The sequence below is a fragment of the Cupriavidus sp. P-10 genome, assembly GCF_003402535.2.
GTDB lineage: Bacteria > Pseudomonadota > Gammaproteobacteria > Burkholderiales > Burkholderiaceae > Cupriavidus.
Window position 1 is genome coordinate 199134 of record NZ_AP025174.1, and the last position, 17502, is coordinate 216635.

Consider the following 17502-nt stretch of genomic DNA (forward strand, 5'->3'; position numbering starts at 1 on the left):
TCCCTCTGGCGGCCTGCCAAGCGCGATCTGCGTGATTGCATTTAGCGGGGCCATTGAGGCCCCAATGGTTAGGTGAGCGGTGCTCAACGGAGTGTGCGAGCTAATGAGGCCGTATGCCTCCGTCCATCTGTCGGGCAGTATGTCAAATGACCTTGCCGGCGTCCTGGCGGCAAGTGCACGTCCCCATGCGAAGGAAAGTGTTCGCTTGCAGAGCGCTGGAGTCAATTGGCGAAGTCCGACACGACCTTCCGTGTGCAAGACGGCCTCAGTCATCGCAAGTGCGACAAGGACTGGCAGAATCCCGTCATCCAATCCATATGGGTCCGTACCGAAGTGACCCCTTGCTTCTTCAGTCGTCAGGATGCGAACGACTGATGATAGGGGGCTTGGGGCCTGAGGGCTGGCTAAGATAGCCCTCAGAAGCTCGCCAACCTCTTTCGTCGGAATGACCACGAGATTCGGCGGCAGGTACCGGGTCTCTGACTCACGCTCCCAATATGCATGGAGTACCAAAGCGTCCTCATCACAATAGACGCCCGAAGCGCGTTGCAATTTGCCTTCCAGCGAATCGAATGTGCCTAGGCACAGCTCAATAAATTGTCGTCTTGAAAGTTGTGCGTGCCACATAGTCAAAATTTGCCGAAAATGTTTTGCTTGGTGACAGGTTTCTTCGCGGGGGCTACAGCAAGCAAAGCAGCCTCTAAGTAGCCAGGGATCGACTGCTCCCAGTAAAGCGTCAGAGCCGTCTTCGCCCGAGTGATTCCAGTGTAAATCAAGCGTTTCTGAACTCCACCCATCCGGTATAAAAAGTCGAGGCCGGCGATATGGGCCGCTCTAAATTCCAAGCCTTTTGCCGCCGTAAGAGTCGACAGCCAAATCGGGCGACTTGGCTCGAATGCATCGGAGTTCGCCCGAGTGATGAAGTCGCTCAACCCCGCAGCTTGCAAGCCTTCCGCGATCGCATCCAACTCTTCGTTTCGCGGGCATAGTACGCCGATCAGGTCTTCCGGATAAGCGAAACGCTGGTCATTGATCTGCGCCGCAATGGCCGCTGTTTGAGCTTCAATGCCGAGCCCCGACTTGGTTGAGACCTTTGACGGATAGTCTTGCTCTTGATAGTTCGAGTGCTGCTGGAGCGGTATGTATCCCGGTGTCCCTTTCACTATGCCATCCGCGAGCCTACATATCTCAAGCCCGTTTCGAAAGTGAAATTTCAGCGGATAGACGGTTCCGATGCACTTCTCCAGTGTCGGGACGCAGTCGTCCACATTGTAGATGCGCTGCCGCGAGTCTGCCGTAGCTATCAAGACTTCTGTGAGCCTGTGCAGAAGCTCAACCTCTAAAGGCGTATAGTCTTGAGCTTCGTCCAATAAGAGCGCATCAAATTGCACTCCAATTTTTTTCGACTTGACAAGCTCCTGTATGCGGCTGGCTCGCTCTGCGCGCGCGTCCTCCAGTTTCATACCCGAGTCATTAAAATCCGCATTCTCGGAACGGAGGATGTTCTTGAACAGGGCTGTGTGAGTGACGATCTTGTCAGGCGGAAATTTGTACTGCGAGCCACCAATTTGAATAAACTGCTTTAGCAGGGAGCCGAATACGACAACGTGCAAGTTAGGGCGGTCGCCTAAGTAGAGCTGATTTGCACGCAGAAGAAGTAGGTTGGTCTTTCCGCTGCCAGGAGGTCCCTTAACGAGCAGGTTTTCGTCAGTAGGAATGTCCAGCAGGTCTGCCTGTTCCTTTACCAGGTCATCTACGTCCCGCCACCAAGTGCTGCTCATTCTTTATTCCTTGGTCAATCGGAGTACGTCACCAGAGGGCGGTGCGTCTCCCTGTTCATAGGTTTGGTATGCGCCTTCCAATGCTTCGAGAAATTGCTGTTCTAGTTCGGGTCCATCCAGCAATTGTTGGATCTCACCGACAAAAAATTGCTTAGCGGGCTGCAGCTGGTCAGCTCCCACCTCCTCTTCCGACAGCGTCGCAGAGGTCGCAGCCTTATATATCGGAGTCCCGTTATTGAAATCGATAAGACAGATGTCAAACATCACCGTTAGGCGATGCTTCAGCCCCATTTCGTCGTCTGGCTCGAAGTGTACACAGATCGTGGATCTCCTGTTATTCACATCTTTGTTCGACTTTGTTGCTCGAAGCGGGAAGCACTGAAGATAATTCATTAGTGCAGCTATGCGTGATTCCAGTCGATTGCAAAGATCGTCGAGGGCCAGTCTGGTCAATCGCCGTTGATCAGCGGGCTGCACCACAGTCTCTGTTGCTGCAGCGTGGAAATATTTCTGGCGTTGCCTTATTCGATCGCGAGCCGCCGAAACTTGAGTGCTGCTCTGAAAAGGGGTATCGGAGAAATCAGCCCATTTTACGAGCTCAAGGCGTGTCACCGGACTCTTTACCAAGCAGTGATTTGCCAGCGTGACACATCGTACGTCTGCCGAATGAATATTCGGAACAACTGTCCTAACGGCGTCGACTAGGCGCGAAAATGGCTCAGAGTACTCCTCGAAAACCGGTCGCCTCATGAGCATGTCATGGAGGACGGCGCCGAGCTGATAAAAAGTCAACGCCCGCCAGCCATCCAATGTGTCGGCCTCTTGGCGAAGTAAGAACTCGGGAGAGCTGTAGCGCAATGTGCCGATAAAGGATCGCTGGTCAACGTCGGTCAGATTGGATAGCCCAATCGGCCGCAGCACTCCCAAATCTAGAAGGATTGCCTTTGAGAAATCGGGGGTTATTGCGATGTTCTCTGGCTTTATGTCCCGGTGAGCCATTCCGCGGTCCTCCAAGAATCGCGCTGCGGAAGCTACTTGGGAAATCAGCTTGGGTATCGCCTCTTGCGGCAGGGCTGTAATAACTTGGTGCAGGTTTGGATAGGGCAGTCGCTCCATTGCGACGAACAAGTGCCCAGTGTCCGAGCACTCGCCGCCGTCAAGGATGCGTACTAAATTCGGATGCTCTGCATTGATGAGGCTTTTTTCGCGGAGGATGCGCTCAAGCTGAGTTGCCTTTCCGTATCGCTCAACGAGTTCAGGATGAAATATCTTAACAGCGGCTTTACAGCTATCTCTTGTCGCTGGAAGCACCACGGCTGACTTGCCGTTGCCGAAGCAGCCATCAATGTTCCAGCCACCGACTGCTCGCCCTTGTAGGCTGTCTGTCAATTGTTTGGCTTGTGTCGAGTCCACGAATATCTCTAGGGTTCGTTATGTTCGGCTAGGGGTAGCGCGTTGCTCGAGGCCGTGATCCTAGCTCATTGATCGTTCCTGTAAGAGAGTGTAACAGTCGATCACGGCGGCTACACGCTTCAGAGCCACGCGCAATGCGACTAAACTTGTCGACAGTACGGCGAAACAGAGTAGCTTCACCCGTGCGATCGCGCCTCGGGCAACGTTCAGCGTCAGACAGGAGGCCCCAACGAGCCCACATGCATTGAGAAAAACTCTGCATGGCTCCACGCCTGACCCGAGTCAGTGCATTGAGCCCGGAAAAACTTCATACCCTGTCCCGCATTGAACGCCGGCCGCAGCCAGGCGGGCATCTCCCCCTGCCCGTCCCAGCTCATCCCCTCGGCGTTGCCGGTAGCAAACCGGGAGGCGGATGGCGGGGGGGCGGCGAATCGAAGCCCCGCTGCCTCCAGATCCTCCATCGTCAGGCCGTAGTCGGTCCATCTGGGGCTAGATCCAGCGGATCGCGTCCGCCCGCTCATTTTTAGTTGCCATCGTTGGCGTTATCAGGGTTGAGGAGCACCGCAGGCGCGCTCGATTCCTCCTTCGCCTTCGGCGCCGGGCCTCCAGCCTTGCGCCGCCGCCCAACACCACCCCTCGCTCGCGGGCGCGCTCCAGCTCCGTCGAGAATTGGGTCCGCAGTTCCGCCAGTTGCCGGCCGGCGACCTCTGGCTCTGCCCTACCCGCTCCAGCCGCGCCTGCGGTATGTATCTATGATAAGCGCCCTTATCAAAGATTGAAGCCTCAACTGTCACGCTAGACAACGATATAAAACTGCTTCTCGCGGCAGCGACGCCGCGCCACGCTCAAGGGGTTTCGGCATGGGTTGGCTCGCCACCGGTGCGCGCGACAGACCTCGTCGCGCAGCGATCACCGATTGCCGCCGCACTGCTCCGGATATGGAAAACCACGGAGACGCTCGGGACAAAATTCTGCGCGTTGACGCCCCCTCCTGCAGCGCAGCGCGTGGCCGTCGCCAGGCGCGGAAACCGATCGTGGGGGTGGATCCGCCCGGCGGAACCAGAGACCATGGCCATGGTTCTCCCGATGCAACCGCAGGCCGGCGATGTCCCCGACGCCGCAGTCGCCCTATGTCCTGGCGACCGCGCCACCCCACACCGTTCCGGGACGCCTGCCGCGTGGTTCTTCGCGACGACGGGGCGAATTGACATGCCCCGTCTTGCCTGCGCAACCTCAAACTGAAGCCTCATGTCCGACCTGCCCCACAACTCCGCCGCCAACGCCGAATCGATCGGTTGGGCGGGGCTTCGCCCGAGGTGATCGCCAAAGTTCTGAACTCGGCGCTGGCAGCGCAGGATCTGTCCGGTTTTGCCGCGCTGCTTTCCGACGTTGCCCGCGACCGCGGACTGAAAGGTCAGCGCGCCGCGTCGCAGTCGATCTCGAACTGGCCGCGAAGCCGGGACCCCGAGGCTAGGCAGCCGCGGCGCGCAGCATGGACAGTTCGCCGGTGGACACTTCGTTGGCCGCCTTGCAGTTGGCGGTACTCTAATTCAGCGCGTCCCGGCAGATCCGCTTAATCGAGGCATCTCAATCAGCACCGCTGCCTATTCACCGGTTTTCGTCTCGGCTTGTTCCGTGGTTTTGGGCTTGGCCACACCCATTCCGTTGCTTGTGGGCCTCGGGGGAGGAAACACCACCATAATGCGCGGTTTCGATAGCGGAACCGAAACTTGGTCGCCGGCCAGAGGCAAACCAGCCGCTCTAGCTTCTTCAGCCGCCCTGACAACAGCGCGGGCAATGGCTTCCTGACACTTCTCGCTCATGATGTACTGGGAAAGCTTCGTGGCCATGCTGAATCCTCCTTAGCTGCCAGTCTACCGAACAGGCCAATACGGCAGCCGCTAACGTCGGTCGGCGCAAATGAAGGAAGCTGGATCGCGCCGGCTTCACTCCCCGCATGTTAGGTAATCGAGTCTTATGGGCGTGATCTCGTGCTTCGCTACGCCATGCCGATCCAGCGCCAGCAGGCGTCGGGCGACGAGTTTCCGCAGCCGGCATCCCTCTCAAGCATGTTGCATTAGGCCGATCGGCACTACGTTCTCAGGCCTTGTTGCGAACGCCCCTTGATCAAAACGCGCCGCAAGAAGCTGATCAAGAAGCGATGTTCGGACCCTCATCTCCCGGGCCAAATCTCCACGTGAAATCCCAAACGCTTCTCGCAATACTTGCATGCTGTCGGCGATCAAATCGGGGATCTCAAGCTGTATCTGAGAGTCTTCCACTTCAGCTCGAGCCTCGCCTCGACGAGTCAAACCAATGACGCCGCTGCGATATTGCTCTTCGGAGAAAATGCCGAGCTGTCGTCCTCTGTATAGGATCGCAGCCTTTGAAACCCCCCAGCGAAACTTGATGTCCGAGAGCGCCGACCAGTTGAGTCTTGATCCCCGCTGCGCCGCTCCGCACTCCGCTGCAAAGTACCGGCGAGGCATAAGGAATGCACTGGCGAACCGATTCGCTTGGGACTCAGTAAGCCGGTCACCGGTTTGCACTCCAATGTGCAGACATAGATGACCGATTTCGTGAGCGACGCCAAAGCGGGATCGGCATGCAGAACGGCTCTCCGCATTCATTGCGATCACTGGACGGCGCGTGGCAAACGATATGGCATCAATCTCCGGCGCAAGGTCGGTGATTGGCATCACCACGGCGCCAGCGTTCTCGGCAACGCGAGTCATATTCTGGATGGGACCCAGACCTAAACCCCAATGCTCACGGGCCCTTTCTGCTGCTAGCTCAATCAGCTCAGCGCTGCTCGAATCGCTTTCCTCAAAGTCATACCGGGGAAGGTCAAGGTGACTGTCCATGACGTTCACCATGCGCTTCAAAAACTCGCCACGGGCACGCGCCACTTGACGAAGCGCAACTTTCGTTGTCAGTTGCTTCCGGAAATGGCACTGCTCGTCAGCGATCGGCATCGGGTCAGGTTCCGAAAAAAATTCGGGCATGACAGCCAGCGCTTCGCAGAACTTTGTGACGAGGCTGAGTGACGGTAGGTCAACGCCCGACTCTAGACGGCTCAAAAACTGCTTTGAACAGCCGATGTTATCGCCCAGCTCCTGTTGGGATAGCCCATGGAAGAGCCGGGCGTTACGCAGATTCGAACCAATAAAAGTCATTCTTCACTATTTGCTGCAGTGTCCGAGTCTGAGTCAGCCCGCTTGGGGCCGACGGGCGCACGTCCAACATCCTTAGCGGGTGGCGTGTTCGCGGCAACAATGTGAAGCGCCTTGGTGGCATTCGAGATCCACTGGCAGCGAACCTGACCCCGGATATCCTCGCCCAGGAAAACTACGCGGGGATCTTCAGCTTCCTCGTATCCACCATCCAAGATAAAGCAAAACTTGCACGGTTCGTCGTCGCCATCCACAGCATCGAAAAAGGACTGCTGCACCGGAGTGACCGAAAGTACCGCCGGCTTCGTCGGATTTGAAGGGTCATCCGTCGTGAATCGGCAAGGAATACCCCCAATGCTAAAGACAAGGTCGTTGCCGGCGTGAAGCAGTTGGAGCCAATCGTACTCACCCGACAGCGCTACAGAGCGCAACCGGTTCTTTTGCCGTGCGAACCTTGTGCACCCCCGCGAATATCCGTCGTCGAACTCGCTCTGAAGATCAGTCGCAGTCGAAAAGTGTTCGGCGATCAGCATGTCCCCGATGATGCTGAGGCGATCGGCTGCCAGAGCGGCGTGAAAATGGTCAGGAAGCGGTAGGTTCATTGACGAAATATCCAAATTGTGCGGATTTCTAAAAACGTCAACCCATTTTTGTGCAATTTCCCTGTCTTGTCAACCTAACACGCCACTTTTCCATGCAAAAACGTGCCCTATAAAGCATATCAAAACTCGGCTACCCTTCCCCGCTGGGTGCGCCAACCCCTGGTGCCACCACAACGCCGGCCGCAGCGGCCGCATCACTACGCGCGCCTCCGGCGCCGGCGTGGTGGCCTCCAGCAGGGCCGCGCCATAGCCGGTCGCCACCACTCGGCGTCAGGCGCGACAGGCGCGTGGTGCGGTCAGGGGGCGCGTTGCCAGCCAGGCGGGCATGATGAGCTCCGGGCGGGGCAACTCACTGGCAGGAAAGCCCGTACCGGCTCCCGCTCCTGCGCCATGGTCATTCCTGCTCGGGAGCGCGCTCGAGTTCGGTCGAGAATTGGGTACCCAGTTCCGCCCGTTGCCGACCGGCAGCCTCCAGCTCCGCCCGCCCAGCTTCCAGCCGCGTTTGGGTCGCCGCGTGCGGCTGGCGCTCCGCAGCCAAGTCCGCCTGCTCGGCGTCGTGCGCGTCGCGTGCCCCCGGCCTCGGCGGCGCTGGCCGCATGGCGGGCTTCGGCGCGGAGCGTGGCCAACTCGCCGGTGGCGGCTTCGTTGGCCGCTTGCCAGATGGTCTGGACCGCTTCGGCCGCGATGTCCATCAACGCATCCGGCGAGTCCGGATGGTCGATGGTGACGCGTGTGCGCCCGCCCGCGTAGTTCCTGCTAGAACGCCTGACACCTCGACTGGCGTGCCCATGCTGCCCTTGCGCACCAGGCTGCGTGGCCCGCTATGATGAACTCACGAACCCCAGAGGGAAGGCGCAATGGCTTCAAAACTGATCCACTACATCATGAGTCAACGCTTTCAAGACGTAGTCGGACGCGGTATCGAGCAAGCCGTGGCCATGACGCGTGCGGCAGGTTTGACTCCGGCAGGCGATCCGAACATAAAGCCGAGCGCTGGTCCTACGACGACTGTTATCGTTAAAGCTGACCCTTCCGCAAAGCAAGCTCGTACGTAAGATCTGCGCGACACCGCGTCAAGGGCATTCATCAGACGTTCCTAACGCTGTATAAGGCGCTGCGTTCCTTGGACAATGGCTGTGCGCGTCAATGCGCCGCTGGGGCCCTCCTTATTCTTATGTATCCTTGCAACGCTATCGGAAATTGACATAAGGCGGGCTATGTCAACTGTTGGTATGTCCTGAAGGGTTGGGTGTGGGACGGCTGTTGACACAAAACTGATGACATTCAGGACGCAAAGTTGATCGGCTGTTGACACAAAACTGATGACATTCAGGACGCAAAGTTGATGACACATGGGCCGGTATCCCGCATGAATACTCAGTGGTGACACAAGAGTCGTGACAACTCAGCCAGTACCCGCAGCAATATGCTCGGCCAGCGGACGAATCTCTTGAGCAGTTCCGCACCATGGCTGGCATGTCAGCACATTTGTGTCATTTTCGGTGACAACATTTTTTTGCTGGCAAGCAAAAAACTACTTAATAATCAGACGCCTTTTAGCACGTCGGCGAAGAATAAAACCGTCACTAGCCGCTATGGCTGGACGACTTCAAGGCGCAACATCCCGTTTCGCTTCAAGTTCTCACCGGTGATCATGTCACTGACATGTTTCGTTCACCGATAATGCCCCGCCCATCCGATAAGGAGTGCCGGCAGACTCCACACTGGTTGCGCGCCCATGTACGAGCAGACGTCGCTCGAGTTCGCACGCACCACTGGCACTGGTTCTTCCTGATCCGCCCGACGCCGTTACCTGAGACCCTGATCCCCGCCGACCCGGATCTCTACTTGCGCGGAGCCATGACGGCACCCCCCATCCTATACGACAATTTAATAGACACCCACACTGTGCGTCTCACAATCGGGCTCGCGGTTGTCGACCATGTCAATCCGACGACGCCTGAAAGTACGGGCGCGATCACGGTAGATGCTGGCGGGGCGCACCAGGTGAGTAGATGGCCGAGAACTACCGCGCTTCGGCGGGGCTGAGTCGGCCGTCCACGCCTTGTCGAGGGTGACTTGGCCGGCCAGAAAGGAGGTTGCACCGGCACGCGCGAACGCCATGAGATGCCACCAGCATTCGCAACTGCGATCACGGCCTCAGCGCGCTATGCCCCGGGGTGTTAGCCTCAACTTCGCGCGTAAGCACGTACAAGCTGAAGCTCAACTGGCGTAGCACGCTACTGGTGCGCGAAAATACCTTAGTTAGCTCGGCGTACCCCAGTGACACCTGTGTGGACGGCTCAAGTACGTGGCCGCCGTCCACCCGGGTTAAATCAGGAGAAGGCTTGCATGGATGACCGACGTTTTAGAATTTGTGACGAATGCCCACCGCCGCACCAAACATAGTGCTCTGGCCATTGGCCAGGACGTAACTACTGCCCAGCGACAAGCTGTTTGCATATATCGTGGCACCGGACTCGAGCATTAACCCCGCATTCTTCCCGAATGCACTCGTCAGATAGGCATCGGTGCGCTTTGAGATGGCGTAGTTAGCCAAGAAAAGGACCTGCCACGGATTCGGGCTATTCGTACCAAAGTAGCTCTTCATGTTGTCGTAGCTGTACTCCAGCGTCAGGCCGACCGAGGGGGTCAGTTGGTAATTGCCCCCGATCCAGTAGTAATCGTCCCTCTGAATCGTCGTGCCTGACGAATTCTTGTTTTGTCCCCAGCGATAGCCGCCCATGACCTTAGCCACGCCGAGGCTGTAGCTCGCCGCGACGAGCGCCTTTTTCACCGTCCCGCTGCTTGTTCCGATGGTCGGATTCCATTGGTCGTAGCCGGCCGTTGCGCCGAAAGCGCCTGACGCATACGTCACGGCCGCCCCATAGGCTGAGTCACGACGAGCAGACGCAGGATTTTCGCCGGTTCCCCCAATCGGCGTGGCCACGCCCACCGCCGCCGGCAGAGCCAAGCCTGCGCCGACGGAGTAGTGTGCACCCACCGTGACGGGGCCGAATCGTCCCGAGTACTTGATAATGTTGTCCTCACGGTAGTTTGCCCCTGCGACCAGAACGGTGGGTTCGTACTGCGTAGCGAAGGCAGCAGGAACGAAGCTAGCTAGCCCATCAAACATGGAAGTGTACTGGCGCCCAAAGGTCAATTGCCCCCACCTCGTGCTCTGTAGACCCACGAACGCTTGACGGCCAAAGAGACGACCGCCCTGTTGGAAAGTACCCGTGTCAGACCCAAAGCCACTTTCCAGCACAAATACGCTCTTGATATTGTTCCCGAGGTCTTCCGTTCCACGCAGACCCCATCGCGAACCGGAGAAGCCACCAGGATTCATGCGGACCACATCATGCGAAGGACCGGCGTTGAACTGATTGGTTGCAGAAGGCACGTTGCCGATATGATTCACGTACTCGATGTTGGCGTCGACAACGCCGTACAGGGTCACGTTCGACTGCGCGAAGGCATTCGCCGAAAGGACGGCTGACACTGCCACACCGCACGAGATAAATTTTTCTTTCATTAAAACTGCTCCTCCAAATTAATAGTTATTGATACACCGTAAAGACGCTGCAAATGTCTGAACCAATATAATGCCTACGGTTCCTCGCACATGTCAGACAAGGCTTGTCAATATTCACTGTCTGTAGGCGAAGTTGATTTAGAACGGCCGAAGGATTCCCACGCAAAAAACAAATTTACGCGATTAATAAATTGTCCCGACAATCGCGGTCAACTTGGAGCCGGACAGAGTTTGCCAAGAGTTCAGTCCTGCGCTGCAGTCATCTTCTCTGCAGTACCGCGATTGTTCGCGGGCACGTCCTGCTAGGAACTACGTACGCAGCCGATTTTGATGAGACACGCCGGCTACACCGACGCGCTTCTCTATTCGAATGAAACCCAGTATGAAAAATCGGTTACCAATCGAATGTGCGGCGATGCACTCTTATTGATACAATTAGCTTCACGGCTGACCGCGGTGCCTTGATTGTGAGGATTGATGACGAACTTCTCTGGTGCACCAGGTGGCTACAACTGCGCGGCGGTCGAGAGGATGCGCGGATCTCATCGAGGCTGTGGGTGTGCCTTGGCTCTCGCCCAACAGGCAAGCCGGATACATGCGTGCAGACAGCTCTTCACACTAAAAAGAGGCTGGCAAAAAAGCGTCGGGTCCATACATGCACCGAAATCAAGGCTACCCCTATCCGACAGCCTCTCGGCAGAGGTTCGCAAGCTACTACACGACGCTGTCGGCCGGCAGAAAACCGGTCCAGCTTCCGCTATGTCTCATTTCCGGCTTTATCCCGGCACGCCCCCAGGTGATTATTTATTCCCGCTATTCAAGGGATATTGTACTAGCAGCGTTCGAACACAGCGGCAATGCCCTGCCCGCCCCCGATGCACATGGTGACCAGTGCATACCGTCCCTGGACACGCTGCAGTTCGTGCACAGCTTTCGTCACGAGAATGGCTCCCGTTGCGCCGATGGGATGGCCAAGGGAAATGCCAGAGCCGTTCGGATTGACCTTCTCGGGATTGAAACCAAGCTCGCGTGCCACTGCGCATGCCTGAGCGGCGAAAGCTTCGTTGGCCTCGATGACGTCGATATCGTCCAAGGACAACTCGGCCCGCGCAAGAGCCAGCCGAACCGCAGGGACAGGGGCGATTCCCATGTAGGCCGGGGCAACGCCAGCGTGCGCGTACGAGACCAGCTTCGCGATCGGCCGATGCCCGTCTCGGCTCGCCGCTTCCGCGGTGGCCAAGACCACTGCCGCAGCACCGTCGTTCAGGCCCGATGCGTTGCCGGCGGTGACCGTACCGGTAGCCGAGAACGCAGGCTTCAGTTTGCCGAGGTCCTGAGGCGAGAGGTCGTCACGGACGTGCTCGTCAGTGTCGAACAGCACCACCTCCTTCTTCTGGCGAACAGGAACGGGGACAATCTGGGACTTGAAATACCCTGCGGCATTCGCCGCCGCGGCTCGGCGATGCGATTCCAGTGCTAGCACATCCTGTGCTTCACGCGAGATGGAGAACTTCGCCGCGACGTTTTCGGCCGTTTGGCCCATGTGGTACTTCTCGAATGGGTCCGTCAGTGCACCGACCATCATGTCGACGACCTTCGAATCTCCCATACGAGTGCCCCAACGAGCGTCGAGCAAAGAATAAGCCGCGCGCGACATACTTTCCGCGCCACCGGCCACCACGTATTCAGCGTCACCCAGTGCCAGGGATTGCGAGGCCGAGACAACCGCCTGCAGGCCAGAACCGCACAGGCGGTTGACCGTCAACGCCGAAGAATGCTCCGACAGGCCGCCCTCCATACCGGCTACTCGGGCCAGGTACATGTCCGCCGGCTCCGTGTGGATGACATTTCCGAACACAATCTGGTCGACCTTGTCGCCGCTCAGCTCCGCGCGCTTGAGCGCCGCCCGCACAACTAGCGCTCCCAGGCCGGTTGGGGACATCGAAGCCAACGATTTGCCAAAATCGCCGATTGCGGTGCGAACCGCGCTGAGAACCACTACTTCGTTGGACATGACAACTCCATTTTTCGGCGCTCGAGCGCCACCGTTCGAGAAAACAATTGTGTTTAACGCGTTTGTTGCTTCAGCGTAACAGCCGCTGACGAAATGACCATTGTCCACTGCTAGGCACCGCGCCGTTCATGAATGGCGAGCGTCGGAGGCCAACAGAATCATCGAACCATTAAGCTCATCGAGCTGACCGAGCCTTCTCATCGGAATACGCTTGACGAACTTGGCGCCGGCGTCCGACTGAAAGAACTTTTGGTTGAGCCACGTCTCAAAGAGCTTGGAGCGATGGCATCAACCCGGATCCCCATCCGGGCAAGCTCAAGGGCCAATGCCTTCGTCATTTGGACAGCGCCCGCTTTGCATACGGTGCAGCAATCACCTGCTGGCGACGCGAAGACCCAAATTGGACGCAATGTTTATGACGTTTCCCGGCTGCCCAGTACCACTTTACAAGTGGTGCAAAAGAGCGGGTCATCCTCCAGACTCCGGTCAGGTTGACCTCGAGTGTCTGGGCCCAACAGTCCCCTGATGTCTCCATTGCAGATGACTGATGAACGATGCCTGCGCTGTTGACGACCTGCACGAACCCAAGACCCTCCGTTCCACGAAGGCCCCAGCGCGAACCGGCCAGGTTGCCCCATGACCGGCGCACTAGGGTATTCCCACCGACCTGATGATTGGCGAAGTCGATGTCAGCCTCAACGAGGCCGTCGGGTCACTCGCTATCTGCCATACGCATGACAACGCGCCCCACCACCGTCCCGGCCTTTAGTTCCGCAAGAATGTGGCTCACTTCGTCACTTGGCCGAAGGTTCACTGGCAGAGGTGTAAGCTTTCCGCTCTTAGCCAAGTCCACGAGCTCCCGCAGCTCTTCCAATGTACCGACATACGATCCTACAAGGCCGACTGCCCGCTGAGCAAAAGGGGGCAATGGAAGTCGAAGCTCGCCACCGTATAGTCCGACGACAACGACGCGCCCTCCCTTTCGCAATCCGTTCATTGCAAACTGAGCTGTCTCCGGGGTTCCGACAAAATCGATTGCCCCAGCAAGAGCGCCATCCACAATTGAAGCTAGGTTCTCTCCAGCATCAGATTTGCGGGTGTTTACCGTGAATGCTGCGCCCTGCTCACGGGCTGCAGCGAGCTTCGCATCGTCAATGTCGCAAGCTACGATGTTCCTCACACCTTTCGCCCTCAGTATGGAGATGCATACTAGGCCGAGGCCGCCACAACCCACGACTGCCACGTAGTCCCGTGTCGACAATGCCGGAAGTTTGGCGGAGGCGCTGTATGCCGTTAGCCCAGAGCAGGCGAGCGTCGCAGCAAAGCCCTCGTCGATGCCAGACACATCGACCAAATACTTAGCATCCGGCACCAGGAGGTGACTAGCATAGGCACCGCTCCTAAAAGCACCAATAAACTGCGGAGCCGTCACGCAAAAATTCTCCTGACCCGACTCACAGACGGCGCAGCGCCCGCATCCGATCCATGGATATACCAAGTACGTGTGGCCGGCACTGACGTCATTTACCCCTTCCCCCACCTTCTGCACAATACCGAGCGGCTCGTGCCCCAATGTAAATGGGGGAACGCAGCCTCGGTCCTTCACGTAGGAGCGTTTGTCGGCTCCGAGATCAAAATAGCCATCCCAGATGTGAACGTCCGAATGGCAGACGCCAGAGTGAGTGATACGCATAAGAATTTCACCCGGCCCTGGCTCCGGGGTGCGACGAAGCACTTTCTGCAGCGGTTCGCCATGTTCAATAATATCGTAGCTAATCATTTTTTCCTCCACTGCCTCTATCTTCTTTAAAACAGGTGACTCTTTAGAAGTCGCCGCTTCCAACGAAACAGTTAGACGAGTTCAAAGAGAAAATGTTGATGTCGATTATCTCGATCAATGATGATCAAGTCCCGGCTTTCAATCACAGCTTCGTCACGCGTGCTCCGAACGGACGTCGCGCAGCGCATCGTCAGTCTGGGCTCCAAGAAGGTGCTTTGTTCCCTACAGGAGCCCCGTTGATGCTTGTCCGCGAATGCAGTTTGACCCGCGAGAGGACGACCGGACCTGGAAGGGAGCCGAGTTTCCTCATCCATGAGTCTTCTCCGCTTCTCGGACGGTGCTTTTCTGGCCTATCAGACGCCATCCCAAAGCTGGGGCAACTGACCTACCCCAGTCCGAATCGTGTACCGTTTTGTTTGCGTGCAGCCTTCGATCGCGTCAATACCAAAGGCTCCGCCGAGTCCGCTTGATTTAAAGCCGCCAAAGGGCAAACCGGAGTCCATCACCAATGTACTGTTGCCATGCACGACGCCCGCATCGATAGCGTCCATCATGCGTACGAGTCGCCCTGCGTCTGACGTCCACACGTATGCAGCCAAGCCGTACTCGGTCTCATTGGCGAGCGTGGTCGCATCTTCCTCAGTGTCAAAGCGTGAGACGGTTAGAACAGGACCGAACACTTCAGCGCGACCGACGTCCAGATCTCGATCACCAAGGTCAAGAAGCGTGGGTGCCACATATAGACCTCGGTCATCGCGGAGGTGCTGAGGCTTGCCGCCTCCTGTCACCAGCGTCGCACCCTGCCGGACACCCCTGTCAATAAGTCCCATGACATGATCGAACTGTCGGCGGCAGACGATAGGACCAACCTGTGTACTTTCGTCATTCGGGTCGCCAACCACAATGCGGCTGAATCGCTCCCGCAATTCAGACACAAAATGGCTCGCAATTTCACGATGGACAATGAGCCTGCTGCTCGCGGCGCAGATTTGCCCAGCGTTTGCCGCAATTCCCATCACCACCGCTCGGGCTGCCGAATCGAGGTCAGCGTCAGGAAAGACGACAATTGGAGACTTACCACCCAACTCGAGCGTCACCTTCTTAAAGGTGTCGGCTGCGGCATGAAGGATCCGACGACCTGTTCCCGGCGACCCCGTGAACGAAATTCCACGAATTCCCGGATGCGCCGAAAGGGCTCCACCGACCTCTCCAGTACCATGTACGACCTGCAAAACTCCTTCGGGAATGCCCGCCTCCAAAGACAGACTGACGAGCCGTGACGCGGAAAGGGGTGAAAGCTCGGAAGGCTTCACGATCACGCTGTTCCCGCAGGCCAAAGGAGGAGTGGCACGCGCCATGAAAGAGTGCGCGGGGGCATTCCACGGCAAAATGACCAGGTAAGCGCCAAGTGGCTCTCGCTTCGTATAAGACAATCGTCCGGTAATATCGGCAAGCTGTTGACCGTAGATCTTATCGGTCATGCCTGCCCAGTATCTTGCATGACGGGCACCGCGTCGCGCATCTACACGCGCATCACGGAGAACCTTTCCCGTGCAACTGGTGTCGAGCCGTGCAATCTCCTCATAATGTTTCTCGATCAATGCGCCCCATGCCCAAAGCCGCTCGCTACGCACTTCCGGTGTCATCGCAGCCCATACTTTCTGAGCGCGAATAGCTAATTGAACCGCATCGTTGATCTCTTGATCAGATGCTGCAGTAAGTGTATTTACCGTCTCTCCGCTTACCGGACTAATTACATCAAAAGTAGTACTCATATCTTATCCGATTTAAATCATAAAGCGATTGGTTGGCGTAGTTTTAAATTACACGTTGTGCGATGAGATGATCTATCTCTTCTTTACCATACCCAAGCAGGTCCCCAAGTATCTCTTGATTATGCTCACCCAGTGACGGACCTGATCGCCATACCCGCCCTGGCGTATGAGAGAACTTAGGCACGACATTCTGCATCCGCACGGTGCCAAAATCTGAGTCTTGAACACTAACTACCGCCTCTCTGGCTGCAAAGTGAGGATCTTCAAAAATGTCCTTAATGTCGTAAATCTGGCTGAATGACACATCGTGATCAGTAAGCGTGCGCGCGACCTCGCCGGCGGTGCGCGCTAGAAACCAATCCCGCACCTGTTTCTCAATTTCGTCACGGTTTTCCAGTCGGGCCACGTTGGTGCTAAACCGATCGTCTGTCAGCCACTCTTCCCGATCCAATGCGTGAGCCAGGCGCGAGAAGACGGTCGGAGCACTGACGGCCAGCCCAATCCACTTGTTGTCGCTTGTCCGGTAGACGTCGCTGGGCGCTGAGTACGCACTTAGGTTTCCTGAACGCTTTCGGATGTGTCCAAGCTGGTCATATTCGATAGCCATGAAGTCGATTATCCGAAACATTGCCTCTGTTGCTGACAGATCGATCTCTTGGCCCGGTCGGTCTGGATGGCGGTCTCTGTGATGAAGTGCGGCAGCGATCGCCATCGCGCCAAACACGCCCGTCAAGGAGTCAGAAACCGGGTAGCCTGGGTACATAGGCGGACCATCGGCTGAACCACAGATATTCGTGAAGCCGGAAAGGCCTTCGAAGATGCGTGCGAAGCCCGGCTTGCCACAGTACGGTCCAGTTTGTCCGAAGCCGGTGACCCGTAGAACAATCAAATGGGGATTGATTGAGAAAATTCGCTCACTGGACAGTCCCCACCTCTCGAGCGTTCCTGGACGAAAATTCTCGACCAGCACATCTTGAGAGGCGAGAAGTTCCTCAAGAAGCGACAGGCCTTCCGGAGTACGAAGGTCGAGTGTAATTCCCTTCTTATTACGGTTCACCACCTTGTGCCAAAGCGGGATGCCGTCTTTGTGCGGGGGGAGATAACGCAGATGATCGCCGCTGTGTGGCATCTCGACCTTAAGCACCTCTGCACCAAGGTCGGCTAGCAACGTCGCGGAAAGCGGCCCGGCGATTACCGTGGCGATATCAAGAACCTTGATTCCCTTCAGTGGTCCACAGGAAAGATCTGATGCGGACTGTACGAATCCTTCGCTATGCACAATCGTCTCCATGAATTTCTATGTCAGATGAACAGCAGTCGGCTCTGCGCACTTTAAAGCAAAGCGTTGAAATTTCTTACCTTATGTGCATTTTCCTACGGGAAGCTAGGCGAAGTTCCTCAAACAAGGGAAGCGCAGTCCCTTGTACGT

11 protein-coding genes and 3 pseudogenes are annotated in these 17502 nt (G+C 57.0%); 2 read left to right on the forward strand and 12 right to left on the reverse strand.

Going from position 1 to position 17502, the window contains the following annotated elements:
- Positions 1-629: 629 nt before the first annotated feature.
- A complete protein-coding gene (locus CTP10_RS40420; protein WP_116323573.1) occupies positions 630-1781 on the reverse strand; it encodes an ATP-binding domain-containing protein in 1152 nt (383 codons plus the stop codon).
- Positions 1782-1784: 3 nt separating this feature from the next.
- Complete coding sequence (locus CTP10_RS40425; RefSeq protein ID WP_158577767.1) at positions 1785-3194, reverse strand: protein kinase domain-containing protein; 1410 nt, start codon at positions 3192-3194, stop codon at positions 1785-1787.
- A 1248-nt stretch (positions 3195-4442) separates the two neighbouring features.
- Between CTP10_RS40425 and CTP10_RS40435 the strand changes: the two are divergent.
- A pseudogene (locus tag CTP10_RS40435) lies at positions 4443-4645 on the forward strand (hypothetical protein); the annotation flags it as partial.
- A gap of 153 nt (positions 4646-4798) precedes the next feature.
- Here CTP10_RS40435 and CTP10_RS40440 read toward each other — a convergent pair.
- The 4 genes and pseudogenes from CTP10_RS40440 to CTP10_RS40455 all read right to left on the reverse strand — a co-directional run.
- Positions 4799-5044, reverse strand: a complete 246-nt coding sequence (locus CTP10_RS40440; RefSeq protein ID WP_116323571.1) for a hypothetical protein — start codon at positions 5042-5044, stop codon at positions 4799-4801.
- Positions 5045-5257: 213 nt separating this feature from the next.
- Positions 5258-6370, reverse strand: coding sequence for a helix-turn-helix domain-containing protein (locus CTP10_RS40445; RefSeq protein WP_116323570.1), 1113 nt, complete (start codon positions 6368-6370; stop codon positions 5258-5260).
- The gene (locus tag CTP10_RS40450; RefSeq protein ID WP_116323569.1) at positions 6367-6969 is read right to left on the reverse strand and encodes a hypothetical protein; all 603 of its coding nucleotides are present in this window, start codon (positions 6967-6969) and stop codon (positions 6367-6369) included. Before CTP10_RS40450 ends, CTP10_RS40445 begins: the two co-directional genes overlap by 4 nt.
- A 69-nt stretch (positions 6970-7038) precedes the next feature.
- A pseudogene (locus CTP10_RS40455) lies at positions 7039-7239 on the reverse strand (LysR family transcriptional regulator); the annotation flags it as partial.
- 1468 nt (positions 7240-8707) lie between these two features.
- Between CTP10_RS40455 and CTP10_RS40465 the strand changes: the two are divergent.
- A pseudogene (locus CTP10_RS40465) lies at positions 8708-8832 on the forward strand (alpha/beta hydrolase); the annotation flags it as partial.
- Positions 8833-9337: 505 nt separating this feature from the next.
- Here the strand turns inward: CTP10_RS40465 and CTP10_RS40470 are convergent.
- The 6 genes from CTP10_RS40470 to CTP10_RS40490 form a co-directional block, all read right to left on the reverse strand.
- Entirely contained in the window at positions 9338-10504 is a 1167-nt protein-coding gene (locus CTP10_RS40470) for a porin (RefSeq protein ID WP_116323568.1), read from the reverse strand.
- A gap of 832 nt (positions 10505-11336) precedes the next feature.
- Entirely contained in the window at positions 11337-12518 is a 1182-nt protein-coding gene (gene bktB, locus CTP10_RS40475; RefSeq protein WP_116323567.1) for a beta-ketothiolase BktB, read from the reverse strand.
- A gap of 197 nt (positions 12519-12715) precedes the next feature.
- Positions 12716-12928, reverse strand: a complete 213-nt coding sequence (locus CTP10_RS41540) for an SDR family oxidoreductase (RefSeq protein ID WP_116323566.1) — start codon at positions 12926-12928, stop codon at positions 12716-12718.
- A 302-nt stretch (positions 12929-13230) separates the two neighbouring features.
- Positions 13231-14298 (reverse strand): alcohol dehydrogenase, encoded by a 1068-nt coding sequence (locus CTP10_RS40480; protein ID WP_116323564.1) that lies wholly within the window; start codon positions 14296-14298, stop codon positions 13231-13233.
- Positions 14299-14651: 353 nt separating this feature from the next.
- Positions 14652-16073 carry an aldehyde dehydrogenase family protein gene (locus CTP10_RS40485; RefSeq protein WP_116323563.1) on the reverse strand — a complete coding sequence of 474 codons (1422 nt, stop codon included), beginning with the start codon at positions 16071-16073 and terminating at the stop codon, positions 14652-14654.
- A gap of 43 nt (positions 16074-16116) precedes the next feature.
- Positions 16117-17364 carry a CaiB/BaiF CoA transferase family protein gene (locus CTP10_RS40490; protein WP_116323562.1) on the reverse strand — a complete coding sequence of 416 codons (1248 nt, stop codon included), beginning with the start codon at positions 17362-17364 and terminating at the stop codon, positions 16117-16119.
- Positions 17365-17502: the final 138 nt, after the last annotated feature.